Source organism: Ruegeria sp. BH8 (assembly GCF_056538065.1).
Genome location: NZ_JBQFSP010000007.1, coordinates 146,822 through 168,454, shown reverse-complemented (window position 1 = coordinate 168,454; position 21,633 = coordinate 146,822). Strand labels below are relative to the sequence as shown.

Genomic DNA, 21,633 nt, shown 5'->3' with positions numbered 1-21,633 from the left:
GGGCCAGATGAAGATAGGATCCTGGTTTTGACCTTGAACGACGTGCAGAACGGGTTGGCCGAGCAGGGCTATGTTGCCGATGATCGGTTGGTCATGGCGCTGCATCTGGCGCAGAAACTTGGGCGCCCGTTGTTGCTGGAGGGGCCGGCGGGTGTGGGGAAAACCGAAGTTGCGAAAGCGGTGGCAGCCTGGCGCGATACGCGATTGATACGTCTGCAATGCTACGAAGGTCTGGATGCCAGTCATGCCATCTATGAATGGAACTATCAGCGACAGCTATTGGCGATCCGGGCGAGCGAAGCGCAAGGCGGCGTCGCTGAGGCGCAGCTGTTTTCGGATGAATATTTGCTGAAAAGGCCTTTGTTAGAGGCTATCTCGGAAACGAAACCTCCGGTTCTTTTGATTGATGAGATTGATCGGGCGGATGAGGAGTTCGAAGCCTATCTTCTGGAAATCCTGTCAGACTTTCAGATTACCATACCCGAGTTGGGAACGGTGCAGGCACATGTGCGGCCTGTCGTCATTCTGACGGCCAACGGGACGCGGGATTTGTCGGATGCGCTGCGCAGAAGGTGTTTGTACAGCTTTCTTGACTACCCATCGAGGGAGACCGAACTGGCAATCCTGCGGGCGCGACTGCCTGAAATTGAAGGGATTCTGGCGCGTCAGATCATCGGTGTTGTACAGGCGCTGCGTCAGGAAGATCTTGAGAAGAAACCGGGCATCGCAGAAATGCTGGATTGGGCAGCAGCCCTGTCCGGGTTGGGTGTCAATGATCTGGCCAAATCCCGCGAAGACGTGCAGGCGACGCTGGTGTGTTTGCTGAAAACTGCCGCAGATTACAATGCGGCACCGCCCGAGGTGATGGATCGCCTGATTGGAAAGGTCGCGTGATGCAGGTTACGCGCTTTCCCTCTCGGGCCTCGGGTCTTGCCGACCGTATGTCGGGTTTCATAGCGCATTTGCGAATGAACGGTATGCAATTGGGGGCGTCGGATGCGGCGGACGTGCTTGCCGCCTTGTCCGAAGTGGATGCAACGGATGCCAAACAGGCCCGGCAAGCCATGTGCGCGATATTGACCGGAGATGCAGAAGATTGGCGCCGGTTTGATGAACTGTTTGACGCCTATTGGTTCAACGCTGGCGCACAGCGTTCGGGAAAAGCGAAAAACAAGCATGTGCGGGTGCAGTCCGCCAAGCCAATGATCTGGCAGACCAGAACTCAGGGTGAGGACGAACCACGATCCGGGTCGGAGCAAGAGGCCACTCTGCCTGACTGCGGTGAAGGGGAAGCCGAAGGGGTGGACGGTAAGTTGATCGCTACGCGAACGGCCAACCTGTCACGCCGGGACTTGCGAGAGTTGATGGATGAAGAGACTCTAAAACAGGCTGAAACAGCCGCCCTGACCTTGGCGCGGGCATTTCGGGACAGGCGATCGCGCCGCCGGAAACGGGCGTTGCGCGGGGCTGTTCTGGACATGCGCCGAATACAGCGCGCCAGTCTGGCGCGAGGCGGTGAGCCGCTGGACCTGTATCGCCGAGCGCGGCCGCCGCGCCCGATGCGGATTGTGGCATTGTGCGACGTGAGTGGTTCGATGACCGTATACTCACGTGTGTTTCTGGCTTTTCTGAAAGGGTTGATCGGCAGCGGGATCAAGGCGGACGCGTATTTGTTTCACACGCGATTGATGCGGGTCACAGATGCGTTGCGCGACCATGACACCCTCCGGGCTGCGGGTCGGTTGTCGCTGATGGCCGAAGGCTTTGGCGGCGGTACGGATATTTCCGGCAGTCTGGAGCGATTTCTGTCGGGATACGGTGCGCGGGCACTGAACGGGCGTACTGTCGTCCTGATCCTGTCGGACGGATATTGCAGTTCTGATCCGCAGGATCTGGGGGATGTGCTGGCGCGTATCAGGCGCAAGGCACGTCGGATCGTCTGGCTGAACCCTTTGAAGGGCTGGAAGGATTATAAGCCGATTGCGGCAGCGATGCAGGCAGCTGAACCCTATCTGGACGCGCATTTACCGGCCAATACGCTGGATGCATTGGCGGCGCTTGAGCCGCAGTTCCAAAAGCTGTGAAAGGAGTCTGACATTGGCGAGTTTCGACATTTTTGACACCATCGATCAGCTGCGCGGAACCGGAGAGGCCTTTTGCGTGGCGACGGTTTTGCGCACGGCGGATGCGACCTCGGCCAAAGCTGGGGGCAAGGCAGCGATTACCCAGGCGGGTGAAATCCTGGGGCATCTAGGCGGGGCTTGTGTGCAACGCGCGGTCCGGGCCGCGGCGCAACAGGCTTGGACGTCCGGGGTGCCGCAGATTATCCGTGTCAAACCTTCGGAAAAGGTGGTGAAAATGACCGATCCCGATGGTGTGCAAACGTTCAAAAGTGGGTGCCCGTCCGGTGGCACTGTTGATCTTTTGGTCGAGCCCTATCAACACGCGCCCCGGCTGGTGATTTTCGGCGAGGGGTCGATTGCCAAAGCTCTGGCGGCACATGGATCGCTGGCCGGATTTCGCACGGTTGTCGAGGATGGGCTTGATATTGCTGGAAACCATGTGCGGTTCGCCTTGGCTCAGGTCGATGCGCTGGGCGTGGAGCCGCGGGACTTTGTCGTGGTGGCTGCGCAGGGGCGCAGCGATGCATCCGCTTTGAAGGCTGCATTGGAAACCGATGCGACACGCGTGTCGATGGTGGCCAGTCGCCGCAAGGCAGCTACGCTGACTGCAAAGCTTATCGCCCAGGGATTGGACCCTTTGAAAGTTGCGCGCCTGAAATCCCCGGCGGGGTTGGACATACATGCCATAGATCCGCATGAGATCGCCCTGTCGATTTTGGCCGAGATTGTGATGTGGCGGAACGGTGAAAAGGCAGCAAAGGTGTCGCATGATGAAAAGCTTGCTTGAACACCTTTGCCACATGTGGCCTGCGTGGCTGGCTTAAAGGATAGAAACGGCTGCAATGCGCCTATTTCCAAGATGTTGTTGAACAAAGGAAAGACCTGAATGGAACTGACTGATGAAATCCGTATCGCAGCGCCACGCGACGTCGTTTACCGCGCGCTTAACGATCCCGACATTTTGATGGAATGCATCCCGGGATGTGAGGAACTGACGCAGAAATCACCAACCGATCTTGAGGCGAAAGTTGTTCTGAAAATTGGCCCGGTCAAAGCGCGCTTTGCGGGTGAGGTCACATTGGACACGGCCAATGCACCAAACGGGTTCTCTTTGATGGGTGAAGGCAAGGGCGGGGCGGCTGGATTTGCCAAAGGCGGCGCAGACGTTTCGTTGACCGAAGAAGGTGACGAAACCGTACTGAAATACACGGCGAAGGTTGATGTTGGTGGCAAGATCGCTCAGCTCGGCAGTCGGCTGATTGCGGGAACCGCCAAGAAGTTGTCGGCAAAGTTCTTTACGCGGTTCGGAGAGATCGTGTCAGAGCAGTCGACTGCATGATCCGGGGCGTTCCATAGCCGAGAGGTTGTCAAAGCATGGACCACTGACGACAAGGCGGGGGAACCCGCCATCAACCGAAGTGTGGCAATCGGCGGTGACTGCAAATACTCAGTCAGGACAACACCCTTCAGCGAGAGCTGCGAGCACCCCTGTCAACGGGGGGTTGAAAATCGGGTTTTGCCCATAAAAAATTGGCTTTTCCCGAAATAACCGGTAGATTTTCTGCAAAAGGTGGAAAACACCGGAGGCAGTAAGAGAGCAGATGTCACAGGCAAAAACTCGTGTTTTGCGGACCACGATACCTGCCGGTCTTGTCGGCAAACGGGACGGTCTTTTTTTCTTGTGGGGCGAGATTGAGCGCGCCCGTTTGAAAATTGAAGACGGAGCCCACCACGACTCTGCAACGCCAGATGGGCCAAATGTAAACATGGCAGACGCAGCAAGGCGTCTGGTACAGGTGCCGGTGGACGAGTTCATATTTTATTGATGGGCAACGTCTGGATGGAAATAGCGGAATCTATTCTTTTTCAAAGATCAGGATAACTTCGCCGAGGCGTATGCCAAAGCGTGAGACGTAAGCGCGGTTTAACAGACGGTCCTCGGTCAGCAGCCACATCCAATCGTCAAAACTGACGCGCATCGTGCCATCTTTGACAGGCAGGTCAATCTTGTATTTCCAGTTGAAGGTGTCGCCCCTCTCGGTCCCGCTGGCGGTTCCCAGCACACCGGGCGCAGTACCAGTCCACGTGTCATCGCCAGTCTTTGTCAGCGTCCAGATGCGCTGTTCGGTTGCGCCGTCGTCGTAGATAAAATCCTCGACCAGTGTCAGGGTTTCCCCGTCCCATGTGCCGTCGATATCGACTTCAAATCTGCGTGGAACATTCCCCAACACATCCTGAAACTGCCCGTAAGCCACGGTCTTTCCGTCGAAGAATTCCTCGAGGTTCAGTTGCCGTTCAGACAGAAAGGTTGTCGGAACCTTCGGTTTGCCAGAGCAGGCAACCAGAAGTGCAAAGCTTGCGACGGAAACGCATGTAATCAGAGAGCGACCTGTGATCATTGCACCAGCCGCCTTTCTGAAGTGGTGCTATACTCATTTGCGCCACCTACGTGGATCGGATGTGATTTGGGGGTCGGGCGCATTGTTGCAACGAGCTCAGCAACCTTGATGCCAAACTTACGCATCTCGGAACGATTCATAATGACGCCATGTTCTGTCAGATACATCCAGTCTGTAACATCCAGTGTGTGTCCTCCTGCGTCTTTGGGCAGAATGATCCTGTAGGTCAGCTTGATCGTTGCGCCGGATATCGTGCCGTGACCTTCGCCAACGATATCCTCTGCTGTTGCCGTGAACGTATTTCTGGTGCCTAGCGTCAGATACCATTTACGGTTCATCTTTTTGCCATTTGAGTACGTGAAGAACTCGGAAAGTGTGCCGGTGTTCCCATTCCACTCACCGATCATGCGGGCCACAAAGCTGTTCGACATCCTGCCATTGGGGCCATAGATCAGACCCTCGGACAGGATTTCACCGTTCAGATGCCTTTTCAGCGAAAAGATGGGCCCAGTACCGGCATAGTCTGACGGGGTCTGCGCACGAAAGCTCAGCAGTCGGGCGCGGAAAAACATTGCAATCAGCAGAGCCAGCAGGATGATGGCGAAAGCATTCATTTGCTTGTAACCTCGGTTGGCAGGGTCAGGACCATTCCAAAGGCCCCAAGTTTCAGGATGCAGGGCAGCACCGCGTAGGCGAGATTGAGTGAATCAAGCGCTTGGGCGGAATTGGTTTGACCGGGGGTGAAGCCACTGCGCTCCAGCAATGGCAGGGTAATAAAGGCTGCCAGAGCCAGGCCCAGCTTGCCAGCAAAGGACCAGATACCAAACGCTGTGGACGCGTTAAGACCGGCTCGGGTCAAAGTGAACGAAAACATGGCGGGCAGCACGACCATATCCGCGCCCAGAGCGGCACCCGAGGCGAGGCAAATCAACGCAAAACCGGTGAGGTTCCCAGCGCTCAGTGTGGCGGCACCGATAAACCCCGCGATGGAAAGCGGCATCGCAATTATCAGTGTCTGTTTCGAGCCAATTTTGTTGCTGAGCTTTGCCCAAAGCGGCACGCTTGCGCCCGCGCTGAGGAAAAACAGGATCAGCAACGGTCCGGCTTTGCCGGGCAGTTGCAAACGGTCCTCTACGAAAAAGAGAAACAGGGTCGATGTGGTGGCCACAGGCAGGCTGTTGATCAAAGCCAGCACCAGAAGGCGCAAACCCCCGGCCTTGCCCAGGCTTGCGAAAGACAGACCGGATCCGGTGATTGGGGGCCGCCGCCAGATCGGAACAGTCAACAAAAGGGTTGCGACCGATAACAGACCCAGAAACAGACCAAATGCGGGATAGCCTTGCGCGTGGGCTCCGGCGGCAACAAAAAGGGCAGGGGCACTTGCCGCGATGATAACGCCTGTCAGTTGTCCGCCTTCCCGATAAGCGGCGAGGGTCATCAACTCCTTCGCATCCGCGCGTTTTGCTAGCGTCGCACTTCGCCCGTAGAGCAGGATAGTCCCCAGGCTATAAGCCGAAAACAACAGTATCAGAAGAACAATCAATGTCAGTACATCTGCGCCTTGTTGCAGGCTGAACAGCGCCGGAAATCCAATGGCAAGGCCGAGAGCTGCCATGGACGCAAAGACAAGCTGGCCACCGGGCCATCTATCTATCGCCCAACCGATCAGTGGGTCCTGTACCAGATCGACCAATCGGATCATCAGCAAGACGGTGCCAATCACCCCCAGTCCAATGCCCAGATTCACCGCCGCAAAACGCGGTAGATGAATGTATAGCGGGATGCCCGCCGCAGCGAGCATCAGCGCGTATAAGCTGACCCGAGGGTAAAGCATCACTTTCCCTGAAGCATCTGGGTGAAGGACGCTGACCGTGTGTTTTCGCCGAGGAAAACCGACATGAAACTGCGTTTGATGCCCGGATATGCCATTGTGCAGGTCTTTCGACCGTTCAGCCAGAAACTGACCTTGTCTGGCCCGTCGGACACCGCCAGATAACTGTCACCCTTGGTGACACCCCTAAAACACACGTCCAGTTGGTCGCCGACCGGGGCAGGGTGGCCGACGCGTTTCATCTCGCCGAGCGTCGAGTTGACCAGCGCATTCTTCTTGATGCTTTTACGGTATGTCAGCTGAAGCCCGAAATCTTCACTCCAACTGAACGAAGCACCTTTGGGTGTGTAAAGCTTGGCGTCGTAAATCGGAAACCCGAGATAGCGGAAGGTTGCAGTTCCGCGAAGTTGTGCACCATCCAACTCTTCCGTCACAGGCGACGCGATCAACCCAGTGGGGGCCAGCAAGGAAAGGCTTAGAAGGCTCGCGCGCAACATCCCGCTATTCGGCGGCAACAGAGATGGCCGGATTTTGTCCAAGAATGGCATATTCAGCTCCGATTGTTTGCGGGGCACCATTTATCCGCTCAACAACATGCATCGCGCTGGCGATCCCGTCTTCGTGAAATCCGTGCCGGTTATACGCACCGGCGAACCAGGTTCGGTTCTGTCCTTGTATCTCGCGAATATGCCCCTGTGCTTTCAGGGCGGCTTTGTCGAATACCGGGTGGGCAAATTCGACCTGATCATAGATTTTATCCGCTGGAATCTCTGTCGAGGCGTTCAGCGTCACAAAAAGCGGGTCGTTGTCCGGTATGTTCTGTAGTCGATTCATCCAATATGTAACGCCTACGTCTCCGGCCTGTGATCGATAGGTCCAGCTGGACCAGCATGCACGCCGCTTTGGCATCTGGCCAGGATCACAATGCAGGGTGGCGGTGTTGGGTTGGAACCGAATTGCGCCCAGTGCAGCGGTTTCCGCCGGGGTGGCATTCCCGCCCAAAATGGCAAGCGATTGGTCAGAGTGGGTAGCCAGGATGATCTCATCAAACTGATCCACCGCACCCTGACTGCGGACCGTAACACCTGTCTCACTCCGGGAAATGTTCTGAACCGGACTGGCCAAACGGATTGCCGCCCCTCGTGCCCGTAGGGCGGCATCGATCCTGCGGACATATTCGATACTGCCACCTTTAACTGTGTACCACTGGTGTTGATTTGCGCGGCCACTGGCCAGAAGGGCGTGATTTCGAAAGAACTGCACCAATGAGCGTGCAGGGAACTGATCCACCAGTTCAACCGGAGTTGACCAGATCGCCCCACACATTGGCATCAGATAGTTGTGGCGGAACCAGTGTCCCAGACGAAGCTGATCCACCAACTCACCAATCGTGGTGTCGTCATCTCTTGCAGCCTCCGGAGCCTTTTTGCCAAAGCGCAGAATGTCGGCAATCATCTTGTAATAGGCAGGGCGCGCAAGATTGCGCCTCTGCGCGGTCAGGGTGCGCAGATTGTTCAAACCATATTCGATACGACCATTGTCGATTGTCGCTCCAAAACTCATTTCGCTTTCGATCACGGGAACATTGAGCTCATCAAAAAGTCGGGTCAGAAAAGGATAGGTTGCGTAGTTGAAGACGATGAAACCAGTATCCACCGGTTGATCGCCGTTCTTCCCGGCCATGACTGTGCGGGCATGGCCACCTAAACGCGGTTCCGCCTCATAGAGGGTCACGTCATTGTTTTCTGAAAGGTAGTAGGCGGCTGAAAGGCCTGAAATACCTGCACCAACAACTGCGATTTTCTTCCGTACACCCTGGGTTTCGTCGAACATTCCAGCCTCGTTATGTGGTTCTTAGAATGAAATACGCGGGGTAGGTGCAGCTGGATCAATCCGGTTGGAAGTTTTGTCAGAAGCGCGATCGCATTTGATCCAACTACGTCACGGGCCCGTAGAATATGAAACATGACTGAATCGGCCCGCGCATGAGCAGCTTTGACGGAAAAACCTATTGGATCATCGGCGCAAGCGAAGGTTTGGGTCGTGCTTTGGCTAAGGCGCTAAGCGACAGGGGCGCGCATTTGATCTTGTCGGCGCGTAGTTCTGAACGTTTGGCCGACATCTGCTCCGAGCTTCCCAATGCCCGTGCGATCCGGTGCGATGTCACTGATTTAGACTCTGTTCGCGGGGCTGTGGCCGAGGCGGGTCTGGTCGATGGGCTGGTTTACAATGCCGGCGCGTATGACCCCGTGCGCTCGGCGGATTGGGATACAGAGGCGTCGCTCAGGATGGGTGATGTAAACTATCTGGGTGCTTTGCGTGTGTTGGGTGAAACCGTCCCGGACCTTGTTAAGGCAGGTCGGGGGGATATTACGCTGATCGGGTCGCTCGCGGGCTATCACGGGTTGCCAGCGGCCATCGGATATGGGGCCAGCAAGGCGGCACTGATTTCCCTGGCGGAAACGATGCGCCATGATCTGGCGGGCACCGGCGTGACCGTGCGGATCATTAATTCCGGCTTCATCAAGACCCGTCTGACTGAGAAAAACAGCTTCAGGATGCCCATGCTGATGAGCCCCGAGGATGCGGCGGATCGTGTGGTCAAGGCGATGTTGCGGCGCCGTTTCCGTACAGATTTTCCTGCACCATTCTCGTGGTTTATCCGTCTGATTGACTATCTGCCGGATCTGTTGGTGTACCGAGGGAAATAGACCCTAACCAAACTGCCCGTGACAAAACCAGCCTGCAGACATGGTTCCGCCATGGCCATAAAACAGCCACAACCGCTCGCCCTGCTGTGTCACTACAACCCAGTAGTCCCGCACGCCGCTGCGCCAGTTCGGGTCATCCAGCCACCATTCCGGTGCGATCCGTTCCGGGCCGGTGGCCTGCGCCAGCTGCCAGTTACGCCCGCGCCAGCGAAAGGCGCTGGGCACGTCAGGGGTTTCCGGTGCCATCACCGGCTCAGGCTGCCACATCAGCAGGGGGCGGGGGCGTGGCGGCGCAGGCCAGTCGCGGGCAGGTTCCGACCATGCCGCCGCCAGCGTTTGCGCCGTTTTCTCAGGGATGTGCGAGGCCGCGGGATGGCGCCGGGTGATCGCCTCAAGCCCCACCCGCGCGCCCAGCTTGCCGATCAGATCATCCACGGCGGTGTTGCCCGCCAGCCGGTTGCGGGCCACACGGCGGGCTTCGGCATGGCCGGCCACGGTACGGGCGTGGATGGGTTCTGTCTGAACCGCCTCAAGCCGCAGCATGTCGATGCCGTAGCCTGCGTCGATCTTGTCAACTTTCATCTCTAACAAAGGGCGAATGCGGTATTTATCGTAAGTTGGGCGGGCCAGGCCGACCTCGATAACCTCAGCTGCCTGATCGGCGCGGTGCGCCTCCAGCCGCAGGGTGCGGGCACCGCGCCCCTTTTCTTCCAGCTTGGTGCAAAGCGTTGGCAGAACCCGATCAACCGCAGCCATGACATCCTCAACCAGACCAATCGGGTTGGGCAGGGTCATCCGCACCGCGAAATGGTGCGGCGGGCGGGCGGGCGAAACAGGCTCGGGCGCGCTGCCCATGGCCTGATCCAACCGCAGAACCAGCCCGCGTCCAAACCTCCGCGCAAGGCTGGCGCGGGGTTGACCCAGCAGATCGCCGATGCGGCGCAGGCCCAGACGGTTCAGCTGCACGACAACCTGATCTTCCAATCGCAGCGCGGCGATAGGCAGGGGGCTGAGTGCGCCATAAGATTGACCCGGCGGTGCGATCCGCGCGCCTCCACCCAGGGCCCTCACTTGCGGCGCGGTGCCGCCTTTGGTCCAGTGCCGCCGTTTACCCGCCCGGGCGCGGGTGGCACGGGCCTCCTGACTGATGGCGTCGCCATTGCGGTCGGATGTGGCCGCCTGCCCCGCATAGCGCGCCAAAGCCCAGGCTGCGCCCAGCGTGTCGGCGATGCCAATCTGTACGCTGAGGCCCATATCCGCGCAATCGGTTTCAAGAACGTTCAGCAACGCCTCCTCTCCGCCAAACAGATGGGCGCAACCTGACAGATCGACGATCAGCCCGTCCGGGGCCTCTTCGGCCACCCATGGGCTGAACTTTCCCGCCCAGCGACGCAACGCGGCCAGGAACGCGGCTTCGGCCGGGGCGTTACGGTGCCGCGTGATCAGGTTGGCACACATGGCATGAGCATCCCGCACCGGCTGGCCGATACGCAGCCCGACAGCCTGCGCATCGGCATTCACTGAGGTAATAACCTGCATGTTCGACTGTTCGGCCACGATGGCCAAAGGCCCGGTATGCAACCCCCGCGCAGCGCGGATCAGCCGTTCAGCCCCCAGACGGGGGAACCATAGCGAAAGTATTCGGCGTTTGGGCATTTGCAGGCATCACAATGTTCTTACTTTGTTCTTAAGTGAGAATCGATGCCTGAGTCGAGTCCGCCCTTATCCGCAGGTCAGCCGCAGGATGATCCCGTCGCCATTCACGTACACGTTCAGCCGGTCGATGCGGTAATCCTGTGTGGCGATGCCATCCGGGCCCAGCACGCGCGACCGTGCGGGCAGGTTTGCCTGAATGTTCGAAACCGGCTGGCCAACGGTATCGGAAAAATCTTCTCCCTGACAAAAGGCCAGATCGACCGGGGCAGGTTCCGGCGGCAGCAAAGCGTCTTCGGGCGCGGGCGGGGTTTCAGCACAGGCCGCCAGAAAGAACAGGATCGGGAAAAATCGGTGCATTGGCGTTCCTCATTCTGGCAATGTCGTTTCTGCAATATCAATTAATTAGCCAACCTGCCATGAAAGCACGGTTGAAAACACCCTGTAATTGACGCAGGGTCGGGGCAAAAGTGACAGGGAGATAAGTAGCATGCGTACCCGTGCCGCCGTCGCCATTCAGGCAGGCAAACCTTTGGAAGTGATGGATGTGAACCTCGAAGGCCCCAAGGCGGGCGAGGTTCTGGTCGAGATCAAGGCCACCGGTATCTGTCATACCGACGAATTCACCCTGTCGGGTGCCGACCCCGAAGGCTTGTTCCCGGCCATTCTGGGCCATGAAGGCGCAGGCGTGGTGGTCGAAGTGGGTCCGGGCGTAACCAGCCTGAAGCCGGGCGATCATGTGATCCCGCTTTACACGCCGGAATGTCGCGAGTGTGAATACTGTCTGCACCCCAAGACCAACCTGTGTCAGGCGATCCGGGAAACCCAGGGCAAGGGCCTGATGCCCGATGGCACCTCTCGTTTCTCGACCTCGGATGGCGATCCGATCCTGCACTACATGGGCTGCTCGACCTTCTCGAACCACACAGTTCTGCCTGAAATCGCCCTGGCCAAGGTGCGCGAGGACGCGCCGTTCGACAAGATCTGCTATATCGGCTGTGGTGTCACGACCGGTATCGGCGCGGTCATCAACACCGCCAAGGTGGAAATCGGCAGCCGCGCAATCGTGTTTGGTCTGGGCGGTATCGGCCTGAACGTCATTCAGGGCCTGCGTCTGGCCGGAGCAGACCAGATCGTCGGCGTCGACCTGAACCCCTCCAAGGTGGAAATGGCCACCAGGTTTGGCATGACAGACTTCGTGAACCCGTCTGAAGTTGAAGGCGATCTGGTGCCGTATCTCGTCAACCTGACCAAGGGCGGAGCGGATTATACGTTTGACGCCACAGGCAATGTCGGCGTGATGCGCGCAGCACTTGAAGCAGCGCATAAGGGATGGGGTGAGTCGATCATCATCGGTGTGGCACCTGCAGGGGCCGAAATCTCGACCCGGCCATTCCAGCTGGTTACCGGTCGTTCATGGCGCGGTACCGCGTTCGGCGGCGCGCGTGGGCGCACGGATGTGCCCAAGATCGTCGACTGGTACATGGAAGGCAAAATCGAGATCGACCCGATGATCACCCACACCATGGGTCTAGACGACATCAACCACGGCTTTGACCTGATGCATAAGGGCGAAAGTATCCGTTCGGTGGTTATCTACTAAGAGAAAATCCACAGTTTTCCAACCAAGGCGCGCTGATCGGCGCGCCGTTTTTGTTGGACCTACTTTCCAGGCCGTGACGCCCCGGTATCTGAACGCGGCGACCGAACCCGCAGAACCGGGGTGTTGACCGAGGTGGTGTTGGCCCGGCTTTCTCGCCAAACAACATAGACGCCGGACGCGATGATGATGCTGGCACCGACGGCGACCCAGATGTCAGGGCGCTCGTCGAAGAAGATCATTCCAAACAGTGTTGCCCAGATGATCTGGCTGTATTGGCTGGGGGCGACGACACCGGCGGGTGCGGCGCGGTAGGCCAGAATGATCAGGTGTTGCGCGATGACCGAGAACACCCCAACCAGCGCCATCATCGCCAGATGAAGCAGGGAAGGCGGCTGGTATACAGCCGGTTGGGCAAGGCTCATCACGACGATAGCCAGCAGCATCGGATAGAGGATCAGCACGGCCGAGCGCTCCTCCTTCCCGATCTTGCGCACCAGGACCGAGGCAAAGGCGCTGCAGAAGGCGGCCATCAGGGCGGCCATGTGGCCCAGTGTGATATCCGTTGCACCGGGGCGCAGAACGATCAGGACGCCGATCAGGCCGACACCAACCGCAGCCCAGCGCTGAACGCGGACCACTTCACCCAGTATCGGGATCGACAGTACCGTGACGATCAACGGGAATGAAAACAGCAGGGAATAGACCTCGGCCAGTGGCAGAACCGAAAACGCGTAAAACGCGCAGGACATGGCCGTAACCATCAGGCCCGAACGCAGCAACACCAGCCATGGGTGATGCGGCAGAAAGTTTCCCGTCGTGCGGTCGGTCAGGATCGTGACGGCCATTGGAACGAACGAAAACAGCGTGGCGAAAAAGATGATCTGCATCACTGAATAGGTGCCGCCCAGCACCTTGATCAGCGCGTCGTGGCTGGCAAAGACGGCAAATCCCAGAAATGCATAGCCAAGCCCCCGCAGGGTGTTGTTTTGAGCACTCATCAATCCGGCCTCGGCCTATGTTGGTATGGTGACGATACATCATAGCAGCGCAGGCAGGGTTCCCGGCTGTCCGTAGTGCTGCTTAACCCTATTCCGAGGGCGCGAATAGCCCTTATTTTATCGCTAACATCGCATGGCCGCCATGATCCGGGATCATCGCAGGATCGGCGGCGCGTCTTTGGGCTGTCGTGCGGATTGGACACCTGCCTTCATGCCGACACCGATGCGGCGGGCCAAGGCGACCCACGGTGTGGCCGTTTCCGCGGGCAGGGTCCGGGTGGCGACCTCCTCGAACAGATCCAGCCAATGGGCAAAGAATTCCGGTTTCACATCGGGCCGTTCGATATGGACCCGTTGCGGATTGCCGTCGTAGCAGCGCTCATACAGGATGGCATTGCGCCAGAAGGCGGCGATCTTGTCCTCATGCGCGGGCCAGTCGGTGACGTGGTTGGCAAATACGGGCCCAAGAACCGCGTCTTGCCGGACACGGGCATAAAAGGCGCGAACTTGCGCGTTGATTTGCTCGGGCGTCGCGGGAAAGCGCGGGGGAAGGATGGGTCTGGTCATGACAGCCTGAATTTCGACTCTGTTTTTGGCAGATAGGGTGTTCCGGGGTTACGGAACAGAGGTGGTTTTGTCGCGCCCATCCGGCGTCAGCAGGTACCGCAGCAGGGCCACCGGGTGCGCCCGCAGGCTGAGGCGGGTGGCGACGTAATCTTCGACCACCTGTTCGCCCAGCGTCATTTGCGGCAGATAAGCCTCGGGTTCGTCCAGCGCCTCGCCCTCCAGATCTTGCGAAAACAGGGGCAGAGGCTTGGCTGTGGCAATTGCCTTGGCCTGCCACAGCGCCTCGCGCCGGGTCAGGTCGCAGGCGGCGAAGGCATCAGCCTCGGCCAGCCGTTCGATCACCGATGGTCCAAGGCCTGCGCGGCGCCAGACATCGTCGACCTGGGTGTAGCCGTTGCCGCGCGCGGCGGTCAGCCAGCTGGCGTCTTCCTCGCTCAGGCCCTTGATCTGGCGAAAGCCCAGCCGCAGCGCCAGCCCGCCATGGCCATCAGGCTCCATCACATTGTCCCAAAAGCTGGCATTGATGCAGACCGGGCGCACCTGCACCCCATGCTCGCGCGCATCCCGCACAATCTGGGCCGGCGCGTAGAACCCCATCGGCTGCGAATTCAGCAGGGCGCAGGCGAAGATGCCCGGATGGTGGCATTTGATCCAGGCCGAGGCATAGACCAGCAGCGCAAAACTGGCCGCGTGGCTTTCGGGGAAACCGTACGAGCCGAAGCCTTCGATCTGGGAAAAGCAACGTTCCGCGAAATCCTGTTCATACCCGTTGCGCTTCATCCCGCGCAAAAAGAGCGCGCGGAACTCGCTGACATTGCCATGTTTCTTGAAGGTCGCCAGCGAGCGGCGCAGCCGATCGGCCTGTTCCGGGGTGAAGCCCGCGCCGACAATGGCGATCTGCATCGCCTGTTCCTGAAACAACGGCACGCCCAGCGTTTTGCCCAGCACCTCGCCCAGCGCGTCCGAGGGGAAGCTGACCTCCTCCTCTCCGTTCCGGCGGCGGATATAGGGGTGGACCATGTCGCCCTGAATGGGGCCGGGGCGGATGATAGCAACCTCGATCACCAGATCATAGAAATTACGCGGCCGCATCCGCGGCAGGAAGTTCATCTGTGCACGTGATTCCACCTGAAACACGCCGATGCTGTCCGCCTTGCAGAGCATGTCATAGACTGCCGGATCCTCGGGTGGCAGGGTGGCGAGGGTATAGCTGGTCTGGTGGTGCTGGCCGATCAGGTCAAACGCCTTGCGGATGCAGGTGAGCATCCCGAGGCTGAGGACATCGACCTTGAGGATGCCAAGACTGTCGATATCGTCCTTGTCCCAGCAGATGACCGTGCGGCCCTCCATCGTGGCGTTTTCGATGGGGACAAGCTCATCCAGCCGACCCTCGGTGATGATGAATCCTCCCACATGCTGCGAGAGGTGGCGGGGAAAGCCGTCGATCTCATAAACCAGCATTAGAGTCTGTTTCAGGCGCCGATCTTCGGGGTCGAGGCCAATTTCGCGCATCCGTTGCGCCTCAAGCCCCGAGGCCGAGAAAAAGCCCCAAAGCTGTGAGGAAAGCGCCGAGATTGTATCTTCGGTCAGGCCCATGGCGCGTCCAACCTCGCGGATGGCGCGTTTGCCGCGGTAATGGACCACCGTGGCACAGAGGCCCGCGCGTTCGCGGCCATAGCGGTCATAGATGTGCTGGATCACCTCTTCGCGGCGTTCATGTTCGAAATCGACGTCTATGTCTGGCGGTTCATCGCGCGCCTCGGAGACGAAGCGTTCAAACACCATGGTGCCCATCTCGGGGCTGACCTCGGTGATGCCGAGGCAAAAGCAAACGACCGAGTTGGCAGCCGATCCGCGCCCCTGGCAGAGGATGCTGCGCGAACGGGCGAAATGGACGATATCGCGGACGGTCAGGAAGTAGGGTTCGTATTTCAGCTTGCCGATCAGCGTCAGCTCATGCGCCAGCATTTTTTTCGCCTTTTCGGACGCCCCGGCGGGATAACGCCATTTCAACCCCTCATGCGCCAGACGGTGCAGGCGCTGGGTCGGGGTTTCTTGTGTACTGCCCTCGTTGGGGTATTCATAACGCAGCTCGTCCAGCGAGAACGTGAGTTGTTCGCTGAGCGCATAAGCGCGGACAACGGCCCCCTCATGACCTTTGAAGATGCGTAGCATCTCGGCCTCGGAGCGCAGGCGCTGTTCACCATTGGCCAAAGCGTCCCGACCCAATGCATCCACTTTGCGACGCAGGCGGATGGCAGTCAGCACATCGCCCAGTTTGCGGCGGGTGCCGTGGTGCATCATCGGTGTCGCGCTGGCGAGCGTGAGGATGCCAAGCTGTTTTGCTTCGGTCTCTAATAAAGAGAAAAATGCGCTATCGGCGCCATCATACCGGGGGTGCATCAATAGATGCATCCGCCTGGCAAAGCGGCGCGTCAGCTGCTGCGCCTGTGTCCGCCACGCGCCCGCGCCGCCCGGAGAGCCCGCCGCCTGTGGCCACAGCAGCAGGTGGAGGCCATCGGAAGATTCGAGCAGGTCAGACAGGTGCAGGATGCAGTCGCCTTTCTCGGCGCGCAGGCGGCCTTTGGAGAGGATGCGACACAGGTTGGCCCAGCCCTGCCGGTTCAGGGGCAGAGCGGTGACCATGGGCGCATCGGTGAAGATCAGTCGCGCCGCCGGGATCAGGCGGGGAACCGCGTGGATGGGATAGGAGGGCGGCCTGGGGATGTGATCGGGGCAGGGTGGACCGATTGAGGTATTCTGCGCCTCCCACGCCAGCCGTTCGCGGACCTTGCGGGCGATCTCGCGCGCCTGAGTATGGGCGCGGACGATCCCGGCGACCGAGTTGTCATCGGCAATCGCAATGGCGGGTAGGCCCAGGGTGACGGCACGCTCCATATACTCCTCGGGGTGCGACGCCCCGGTGAGGAAGGTAAAATTCGACGTGATCGACAGCTCGGCATACATGGCGATTCCACATTATATTCACGTTTTGTTCTTTTTCGAGTCCTTTGCGCAGGAAACGGGTCGATTGGGTCCGGTCGCACGGGCATGGTCAGCAAAAAGGAGATCCGAGATGTTCAAAATCACCGCTTTGCCCACCAACGATGTACGCGCTCTTCAGGCAGGTGGCGCGGATGCATATGGTTCAACGCCGGAACGCGCTGTTTCGACGGGTGTAGGTAACCCGTGCCGCCACTGCCTGCGACATATCCCCGAGGGCGATGAGATGCTGATATTGGCACATCGACCTTTTTCAAAGACACATCCCTATGCGGAAACCGGCCCGATCTTTTTGTGTGCAACACCATGTGATCGGTACGAGGAAGACGCGCTGCCCGAAATTCTGACCACCTCGCCCGACTATCTGATCAAGGGCTACGGTACGGATGACAGGATCGTCTATGGCACTGGGGCGATCACGCCGACGGATCAGATCGGCGCAAAAGTCAGGGATATCTTTTCCCGATCCGACGTTGCCTATATTCACGTGCGATCCGCGCGGAATAACTGCTATCAGGCGCGAATAGACCGGGCTTAAAGCTTGACGCGGTGGATGCCCCGGCGTGGCTGATCCTGATCATCCGCCGGATGATCTTCGGTACGGGACGAGGTCAGGGCAAGGAATACATCCTCAAGATCGGCCTCTTCGGTGCGGACGTCGCGGATGCGGATATTCGCGGCGCGCACCGATTCCAGAACCTGTTCGGCGCTGGTCTGGATGTTTCGGTATTGCAGGACAAGGCTGCCATCATCGCGGAGAGCTGCCTCGACGCCTTCTGACACAGGCAGATCAATGATCGGGCTGTCGGGCACAATCACCATGGTGCGGCTGTCCATGCGGCCCAGCAGGTTGGCGGTGCTGTCCTGCGCGACCTTTTCACCGTGGTTGATAATGGCGATCTCGTCGCACATCTCCTGCGCTTCTTCCAGGTAGTGGGTGGTCAGGATGATGGTCATGCCCTGTTCGTTCAGCTTGCGCACATTGGCCCAGAGCATCTGGCGCAGTTCGATATCCACTCCCGCTGTGGGTTCATCAAGCACAAGGATTTTCGGGTGATGCACCAGTGCCTTGGCCAGCAGCAACCGCCGCCGCATACCGCCCGAAAGAGTGCGGGCATAGGCCTCGGCCTTGTCGCTGAGACCGACCAATTCCAGAATCTGATCACTGCGCCGTTGGGATTTCGGAACGCCATAGAGACCGGCCTGAACCTCAAGCGCGCCGCGCGGGGTGAAAAACGGGTCGAGGTTGAGCTCTTGTGGCATTACACCAATGGCCGATCGCGACTGGCGTGGATTCTGATCCTGGTCGAAGCCCCAGATCGCCACGCGACCCGCCGATTTTACCACCAGACCAGCCAGAATATTGATCAGGGTCGATTTTCCGGCACCATTCGGGCCCAGCAGACCAAAAACCGAGCCGCGCGGGACGGTCAGGTCAATGCCTTTCAGCGCATGCTTTTCGGGCTGACCCTTGCCTCCGCGATAGGTTTTGCGCAGCCCTTCGATCCTGATTGCCGCGTCGCACATGTGGCACTTGCCCCCGGTTTGATCATCGCTCATAAACGCACCTAATACATGCCCGCGTGGCCGACAACCGAAGAAGGATCGCCAGCCGTGACCATCGAAGCGCCGGAAACCAAGATCGTCGAAACCGCCCGTGTTGCCTGTGATGGCGGCGAAGGTGCGTTGGGCCATCCGCGCGTGTGGCTGCAAATTCCAGAAGACGCAGGCTGGGTTGAATGCCCCTATTGCGACTGCAAATATGTTCTGGCCGGGCATCAGACTGACGCCTGAGCCTGTGTTGCCCTGTCTGGGCATTGAGTATTTATGAAAAGATGAAGTTTGCGGCTGCGGTGCGGGTGGCTCTATCGTTGCGCCCGTGGCATTAGTGTTTTCGCAAACGATCAGAGAGGGCGCGAAATGACCACGAATTTCGGAAAAGGGTGTCACCTGCATCTGATCGACGGATCGGCCTTTATTTTCCGGGCCTATCATGCGCTGCCGCCACTGACCCGCAAGTCGGATGGGTTGCCGATTGGGGCTGTTTCGGGCTTTTGCAACATGCTGCAGAAATATGTCGAGGGAAACACCGGGGCAGATGCGCCGACCCATGTGGCAGTGATCTTTGATAAAGGTTCTCATACTTTCCGGAACGATCTTTACGACCTCTACAAGGCCAACCGCGAGGCGATGCCCGAGGATTTGCGCCCACAGATGCCGCTGACCCGCGAGGCGACAAAAGCGTTCAACATCGCCTGCAAGGAGATGGAGGGTTATGAGGCTGACGACATTATTGCGACCCTCGCCGTTCAGGCGCGGGATGCAGGTGGCCGTGTGACCATCGTGAGTTCCGACAAGGATTTGATGCAGCTGGTCGGGGACGGCGTCGAAATGCTGGATGCGATGAAGAACAAACGCATTGACCGGGATGGCGTGGTCGAGAAGTTCGGGGTCGGACCGGAACGTGTGGTCGATGTTCAGGCGTTGGCCGGTGACAGCGTCGACAATGTTCCGGGGGCGCCGGGAATCGGGGTCAAGACGGCGGCTTTGCTGATCAACGAATTCGGCGATCTGGAGACCCTGCTGGACCGGGCAGATGAGATCAAGCAGCCTAAACGCCGCCAGACCCTGATCGAAATGCGAGACCAGATCGAGCTTTCGAAGAAACTGGTTCAACTGGACGAGAATACACCGCTGGATTTCACCTTGGACGACCTTGAGGTGAAGGACCCCGATGCGGACACGCTGTTGGCGTTTCTGGCTGAGATGGAGTTCCGCACCCTCACCAAGCGTATCGCTGACAAGCTGGGGGTTGAGGCTCCGGTGATTGCCGACGCCCCTGCGCCAGCGGTGGAAGCGGTCGAGGCCGAGGTGATCCCGTTTGACAGCTCGAAATACGAATGCGTGCGTGATGCAGCGGCCCTGCAAAAGTGGATTGACCAGGCCTATGAGCGTGGTTGGGTTGCTGTGGACACAGAGACCACGGGCCTGAACGAGATGATTGCCGGTCTGGTGGGTATTTCGCTGTGTGTCGAGGCCGGAGAAGCCTGTTACATCCCGTTGACCCACCGCGATGGATCAGCGGATGATCTGTTTGGCTCGGATGCTTTGGCAGAAGGGCAGATGCAATTGGATGAGGCCCTGAGGCTTTTGAAACCGATGCTCGAGGACCTGTCGGTCCTCAAGATCGGGCAGAACATGAAATATGATGCCAAGATCTTCAGGCGGTATGGCATCGACGTGGTACCCATCGACGATACGATGCTGATGTCCTACGCCATGCATGGCGGTGAGCATGGGCATGGGATGGACACCTTGTCCGAGCGTTATCTGGGCCACACACCAATCCCGATCAAACCGCTGCTGGGGTCGGGAAAATCGGCAATTACCTTCGACAAGGTCGCGATTGACGAGGCCACGGCTTATGCCGCCGAAGATGCGGACATCACCTTGCGTTTGTGGCAGCTGTTCAAGCCGCAATTGCACCGGGCGCAGGTGACCACGGTCTATGAGACGCTGGAACGGCCGCTTGTGCCGGTGCTGGCCGAGATGGAGATGCATGGCATCAAGGTCGACCGTGATGTCCTGAGCCGGATGTCCAACGCATTTGCCCAGAAAATGGCCGGGTTAGAGGCTGAAATTCACGAGCTGGCCGGAGGAAGCTTTAATGTCGGGTCGCCTGCTCAGCTGGGCGAAATCCTGTTCGACAAAATGGGTCTGGAAGGTGGCAAGAAAGGCAAGACCGGCAAATACTCGACCGGCGCTGATATTCTGGAAGACCTCGCAACCGAGCATGAACTGCCGCGCCGTGTTCTGGACTGGCGGCAGCTGAGCAAGCTGAAATCGACCTATACCGACGCGCTGCAGACCCATATCAACCCCGACACAGGTCGGGTGCATACGTCTTATTCGATCACCGGAGCAAATACAGGGCGTCTGGCCTCGACCGATCCGAACCTGCAAAACATTCCGGTGCGGACAGAAGAAGGGCGGCGTATTCGTGAGGCTTTCATCGCCGAGCCGGGCAATGTGTTGTTAAGCCTCGACTACAGCCAGATCGAGTTGCGGATTCTGGCCCATATCGCTGATATTTCGGCTCTGAAACAGGCATTTTCGGACGGTTTGGATATTCACGCCATGACCGCGTCCGAGATGTTTGATGTGCCGTTGGATGAGATGACGCCTGATATCCGCCGTCAGGCAAAGGCAATCAATTTCGGTGTGATCTACGGCATCTCGGGCTTTGGTCTGGCCCGAAACCTGCGCATTCCGCGGGCCGAGGCGCAGGGCTTTATTGATCGTTATTTCGAACGTTTCCCAGGCATTCGCCGTTATATGGACGACACAGTCGAATTCGCGAAAGAGCACGGCTATGTGCAAACCCTGTTCGGGCGCAAGATTCACACGCCCGAGATCAATGCCAAAGGGCCACATGCCGGGTTCTCGCGCCGCGCAGCGATCAATGCGCCAATTCAAGGTACGGCGGCGGATGTGATCCGGCGCGCGATGGTGCGAATGCCCGATGCGATCAACGGGTTGCCTGCCAGGATGCTGTTGCAGGTTCACGACGAGTTGCTGTTCGAAGTGGCCGAAGATGCAGTGGATCAGGTGATCGACGTGGCCCGAGACGTGATGGAGGGCGCTTCGGATCCTGCGGTCAAACTGGATGTGAAGCTGGTCGTGGATGCCGGGAAGGGTGCAAACTGGGCTGAGGCGCACTAGCGGCGTTGTTCATCAGTCCTCGG

At 58.7% G+C, this 21,633-nt stretch carries 20 protein-coding genes; 9 read left to right on the top strand and 11 right to left on the bottom strand.

Annotation, left to right across the window (positions count from 1 at the left end; genetic code table 11):
- Positions 1-27 precede the first annotated feature (27 nt).
- The 4 genes from ACR0AD_RS13730 to ACR0AD_RS13715 all read left to right on the top strand — a co-directional run bounded on the left by ACR0AD_RS13730 (position 28) and on the right by ACR0AD_RS13715 (position 3,462).
- Entirely contained in the window at positions 28-894 is an 867-nt protein-coding gene (locus ACR0AD_RS13730) for an AAA family ATPase (RefSeq protein WP_480487920.1), read from the top strand.
- Positions 894-2,084 carry a vWA domain-containing protein gene (locus ACR0AD_RS13725; protein WP_480487929.1) on the top strand — a complete coding sequence of 397 codons (1,191 nt, stop codon included), beginning with the start codon at positions 894-896 and terminating at the stop codon, positions 2,082-2,084. Before ACR0AD_RS13730 ends, ACR0AD_RS13725 begins: the two co-directional genes overlap by 1 nt.
- 13 nt (positions 2,085-2,097) lie before the next feature.
- Positions 2,098-2,910, top strand: a complete 813-nt coding sequence (locus ACR0AD_RS13720) for an XdhC family protein (protein WP_480487918.1) — start codon at positions 2,098-2,100, stop codon at positions 2,908-2,910.
- Between the two features lie 99 nt (positions 2,911-3,009).
- Complete coding sequence (locus ACR0AD_RS13715) at positions 3,010-3,462, top strand: SRPBCC family protein (protein ID WP_480487916.1); 453 nt, start codon at positions 3,010-3,012, stop codon at positions 3,460-3,462.
- Between the two features lie 517 nt (positions 3,463-3,979).
- Here the strand turns inward: ACR0AD_RS13715 and ACR0AD_RS13710 are convergent.
- From ACR0AD_RS13710 to ACR0AD_RS13690, 5 genes are read right to left on the bottom strand one after another with little or no spacing between them, the layout of a single operon-like run.
- Positions 3,980-4,522 carry a DUF3833 domain-containing protein gene (locus ACR0AD_RS13710; protein ID WP_480487914.1) on the bottom strand — a complete coding sequence of 181 codons (543 nt, stop codon included), beginning with the start codon at positions 4,520-4,522 and terminating at the stop codon, positions 3,980-3,982.
- Entirely contained in the window at positions 4,519-5,136 is a 618-nt protein-coding gene (locus tag ACR0AD_RS13705; RefSeq protein ID WP_480487912.1) for a DUF3833 domain-containing protein, read from the bottom strand. Before ACR0AD_RS13705 ends, ACR0AD_RS13710 begins: the two co-directional genes overlap by 4 nt.
- Positions 5,133-6,356, bottom strand: a complete 1,224-nt coding sequence (locus tag ACR0AD_RS13700; protein WP_480487910.1) for an MFS transporter — start codon at positions 6,354-6,356, stop codon at positions 5,133-5,135. The genes ACR0AD_RS13705 and ACR0AD_RS13700 overlap by 4 nt, the downstream gene beginning before the upstream one ends.
- Positions 6,356-6,850, bottom strand: a complete 495-nt coding sequence (locus ACR0AD_RS13695; RefSeq protein WP_245220513.1) for a hypothetical protein — start codon at positions 6,848-6,850, stop codon at positions 6,356-6,358. The genes ACR0AD_RS13700 and ACR0AD_RS13695 overlap by 1 nt, the downstream gene beginning before the upstream one ends.
- Before the next feature lie 4 nt (positions 6,851-6,854).
- Positions 6,855-8,186, bottom strand: a complete 1,332-nt coding sequence (locus ACR0AD_RS13690) for an NAD(P)/FAD-dependent oxidoreductase (RefSeq protein ID WP_480487908.1) — start codon at positions 8,184-8,186, stop codon at positions 6,855-6,857.
- 152 nt (positions 8,187-8,338) lie between these two features.
- Between ACR0AD_RS13690 and ACR0AD_RS13685 the strand changes: the two genes are divergently transcribed.
- On the top strand, positions 8,339-9,064 hold the full coding sequence (locus ACR0AD_RS13685) for an SDR family NAD(P)-dependent oxidoreductase (RefSeq protein ID WP_480487906.1): 726 nt from the start codon (positions 8,339-8,341) through the stop codon (positions 9,062-9,064).
- A 3-nt stretch (positions 9,065-9,067) separates the two neighbouring features.
- On the opposite strand, the gene ACR0AD_RS13680 is transcribed toward ACR0AD_RS13685, so the two are convergent.
- A complete protein-coding gene (locus ACR0AD_RS13680; protein ID WP_480482653.1) occupies positions 9,068-10,720 on the bottom strand; it encodes a DUF6504 family protein in 1,653 nt (550 codons plus the stop codon).
- A 66-nt stretch (positions 10,721-10,786) separates the two neighbouring features.
- Entirely contained in the window at positions 10,787-11,077 is a 291-nt protein-coding gene (locus ACR0AD_RS13675; protein ID WP_267364411.1) for an I78 family peptidase inhibitor, read from the bottom strand.
- Between the two features lie 130 nt (positions 11,078-11,207).
- On the opposite strand from ACR0AD_RS13675, the gene ACR0AD_RS13670 reads away from it, so the two are divergent.
- Positions 11,208-12,320 (top strand): S-(hydroxymethyl)glutathione dehydrogenase/class III alcohol dehydrogenase, encoded by a 1,113-nt coding sequence (locus ACR0AD_RS13670; protein ID WP_480482655.1) that lies wholly within the window; start codon positions 11,208-11,210, stop codon positions 12,318-12,320.
- Positions 12,321-12,379: 59 nt separating this feature from the next.
- Here the strand turns inward: ACR0AD_RS13670 and ACR0AD_RS13665 are convergent, their stop codons facing one another.
- From ACR0AD_RS13665 to ACR0AD_RS13655, 3 genes are all read right to left on the bottom strand, one after another.
- On the bottom strand, positions 12,380-13,318 hold the full coding sequence (locus ACR0AD_RS13665; RefSeq protein ID WP_480487904.1) for a DMT family transporter: 939 nt from the start codon (positions 13,316-13,318) through the stop codon (positions 12,380-12,382).
- 153 nt (positions 13,319-13,471) lie between these two features.
- Positions 13,472-13,885, bottom strand: a complete 414-nt coding sequence (locus tag ACR0AD_RS13660) for a group III truncated hemoglobin (RefSeq protein ID WP_480474472.1) — start codon at positions 13,883-13,885, stop codon at positions 13,472-13,474.
- 48 nt (positions 13,886-13,933) lie between these two features.
- Complete coding sequence (locus ACR0AD_RS13655) at positions 13,934-16,852, bottom strand: error-prone DNA polymerase (protein ID WP_480487902.1); 2,919 nt, start codon at positions 16,850-16,852, stop codon at positions 13,934-13,936.
- A gap of 109 nt (positions 16,853-16,961) precedes the next feature.
- On the opposite strand from ACR0AD_RS13655, the gene ACR0AD_RS13650 reads away from it, so the two are divergent.
- Entirely contained in the window at positions 16,962-17,426 is a 465-nt protein-coding gene (locus ACR0AD_RS13650) for a DUF1203 domain-containing protein (RefSeq protein WP_480487900.1), read from the top strand.
- Here ACR0AD_RS13650 and ACR0AD_RS13645 read toward each other — a convergent pair.
- Positions 17,423-18,415 carry an ABC transporter ATP-binding protein gene (locus tag ACR0AD_RS13645; protein WP_480487928.1) on the bottom strand — a complete coding sequence of 331 codons (993 nt, stop codon included), beginning with the start codon at positions 18,413-18,415 and terminating at the stop codon, positions 17,423-17,425. The two genes, ACR0AD_RS13650 and ACR0AD_RS13645, sit on opposite strands and share 4 nt — an antisense overlap.
- Positions 18,416-18,502: 87 nt before the next feature.
- On the opposite strand from ACR0AD_RS13645, the gene ACR0AD_RS13640 reads away from it, so the two are divergent.
- Together ACR0AD_RS13640 and polA are read left to right on the top strand one after the other, a co-directional pair.
- On the top strand, positions 18,503-18,682 hold the full coding sequence (locus ACR0AD_RS13640; RefSeq protein WP_267364399.1) for a zinc-finger domain-containing protein: 180 nt from the start codon (positions 18,503-18,505) through the stop codon (positions 18,680-18,682).
- 126 nt (positions 18,683-18,808) lie between these two features.
- Positions 18,809-21,610: a DNA polymerase I gene (gene polA / locus ACR0AD_RS13635; protein ID WP_480487899.1), complete on the top strand. Its 2,802-nt coding sequence runs from the start codon at positions 18,809-18,811 to the stop codon at positions 21,608-21,610.
- The last annotated feature ends 23 nt before the right edge of the window (positions 21,611-21,633 follow it).

Coding starts and splice junctions, on each gene's coding strand:
- ACR0AD_RS13725 (WP_480487929.1), top strand. CDS start 894: ATGCAGGTTACGCGCTTTCCCTCTCGGGCCTCGGGTCTTGCCGACCGT.
- ACR0AD_RS13715 (WP_480487916.1), top strand. CDS start 3,010: ATGGAACTGACTGATGAAATCCGTATCGCAGCGCCACGCGACGTCGTT.
- ACR0AD_RS13710 (WP_480487914.1), bottom strand. CDS start 4,522: ATGATCACAGGTCGCTCTCTGATTACATGCGTTTCCGTCGCAAGCTTT.
- ACR0AD_RS13705 (WP_480487912.1), bottom strand. CDS start 5,136: ATGAATGCTTTCGCCATCATCCTGCTGGCTCTGCTGATTGCAATGTTT.
- ACR0AD_RS13700 (WP_480487910.1), bottom strand. CDS start 6,356: ATGCTTTACCCTCGGGTCAGCTTATACGCGCTGATGCTCGCTGCGGCG.
- ACR0AD_RS13695 (WP_245220513.1), bottom strand. CDS start 6,850: ATGTTGCGCGCGAGCCTTCTAAGCCTTTCCTTGCTGGCCCCCACTGGG.
- ACR0AD_RS13690 (WP_480487908.1), bottom strand. CDS start 8,186: ATGTTCGACGAAACCCAGGGTGTACGGAAGAAAATCGCAGTTGTTGGT.
- ACR0AD_RS13685 (WP_480487906.1), top strand. CDS start 8,339: ATGAGCAGCTTTGACGGAAAAACCTATTGGATCATCGGCGCAAGCGAA.
- ACR0AD_RS13680 (WP_480482653.1), bottom strand. CDS start 10,720: ATGCCCAAACGCCGAATACTTTCGCTATGGTTCCCCCGTCTGGGGGCT.
- ACR0AD_RS13675 (WP_267364411.1), bottom strand. CDS start 11,077: ATGCACCGATTTTTCCCGATCCTGTTCTTTCTGGCGGCCTGTGCTGAA.
- ACR0AD_RS13670 (WP_480482655.1), top strand. CDS start 11,208: ATGCGTACCCGTGCCGCCGTCGCCATTCAGGCAGGCAAACCTTTGGAA.
- ACR0AD_RS13665 (WP_480487904.1), bottom strand. CDS start 13,318: ATGAGTGCTCAAAACAACACCCTGCGGGGGCTTGGCTATGCATTTCTG.
- ACR0AD_RS13660 (WP_480474472.1), bottom strand. CDS start 13,885: ATGACCAGACCCATCCTTCCCCCGCGCTTTCCCGCGACGCCCGAGCAA.
- ACR0AD_RS13655 (WP_480487902.1), bottom strand. CDS start 16,852: ATGTATGCCGAGCTGTCGATCACGTCGAATTTTACCTTCCTCACCGGG.
- ACR0AD_RS13650 (WP_480487900.1), top strand. CDS start 16,962: ATGTTCAAAATCACCGCTTTGCCCACCAACGATGTACGCGCTCTTCAG.
- ACR0AD_RS13645 (WP_480487928.1), bottom strand. CDS start 18,415: ATGTGCGACGCGGCAATCAGGATCGAAGGGCTGCGCAAAACCTATCGC.
- polA (WP_480487899.1), top strand. CDS start 18,809: ATGACCACGAATTTCGGAAAAGGGTGTCACCTGCATCTGATCGACGGA.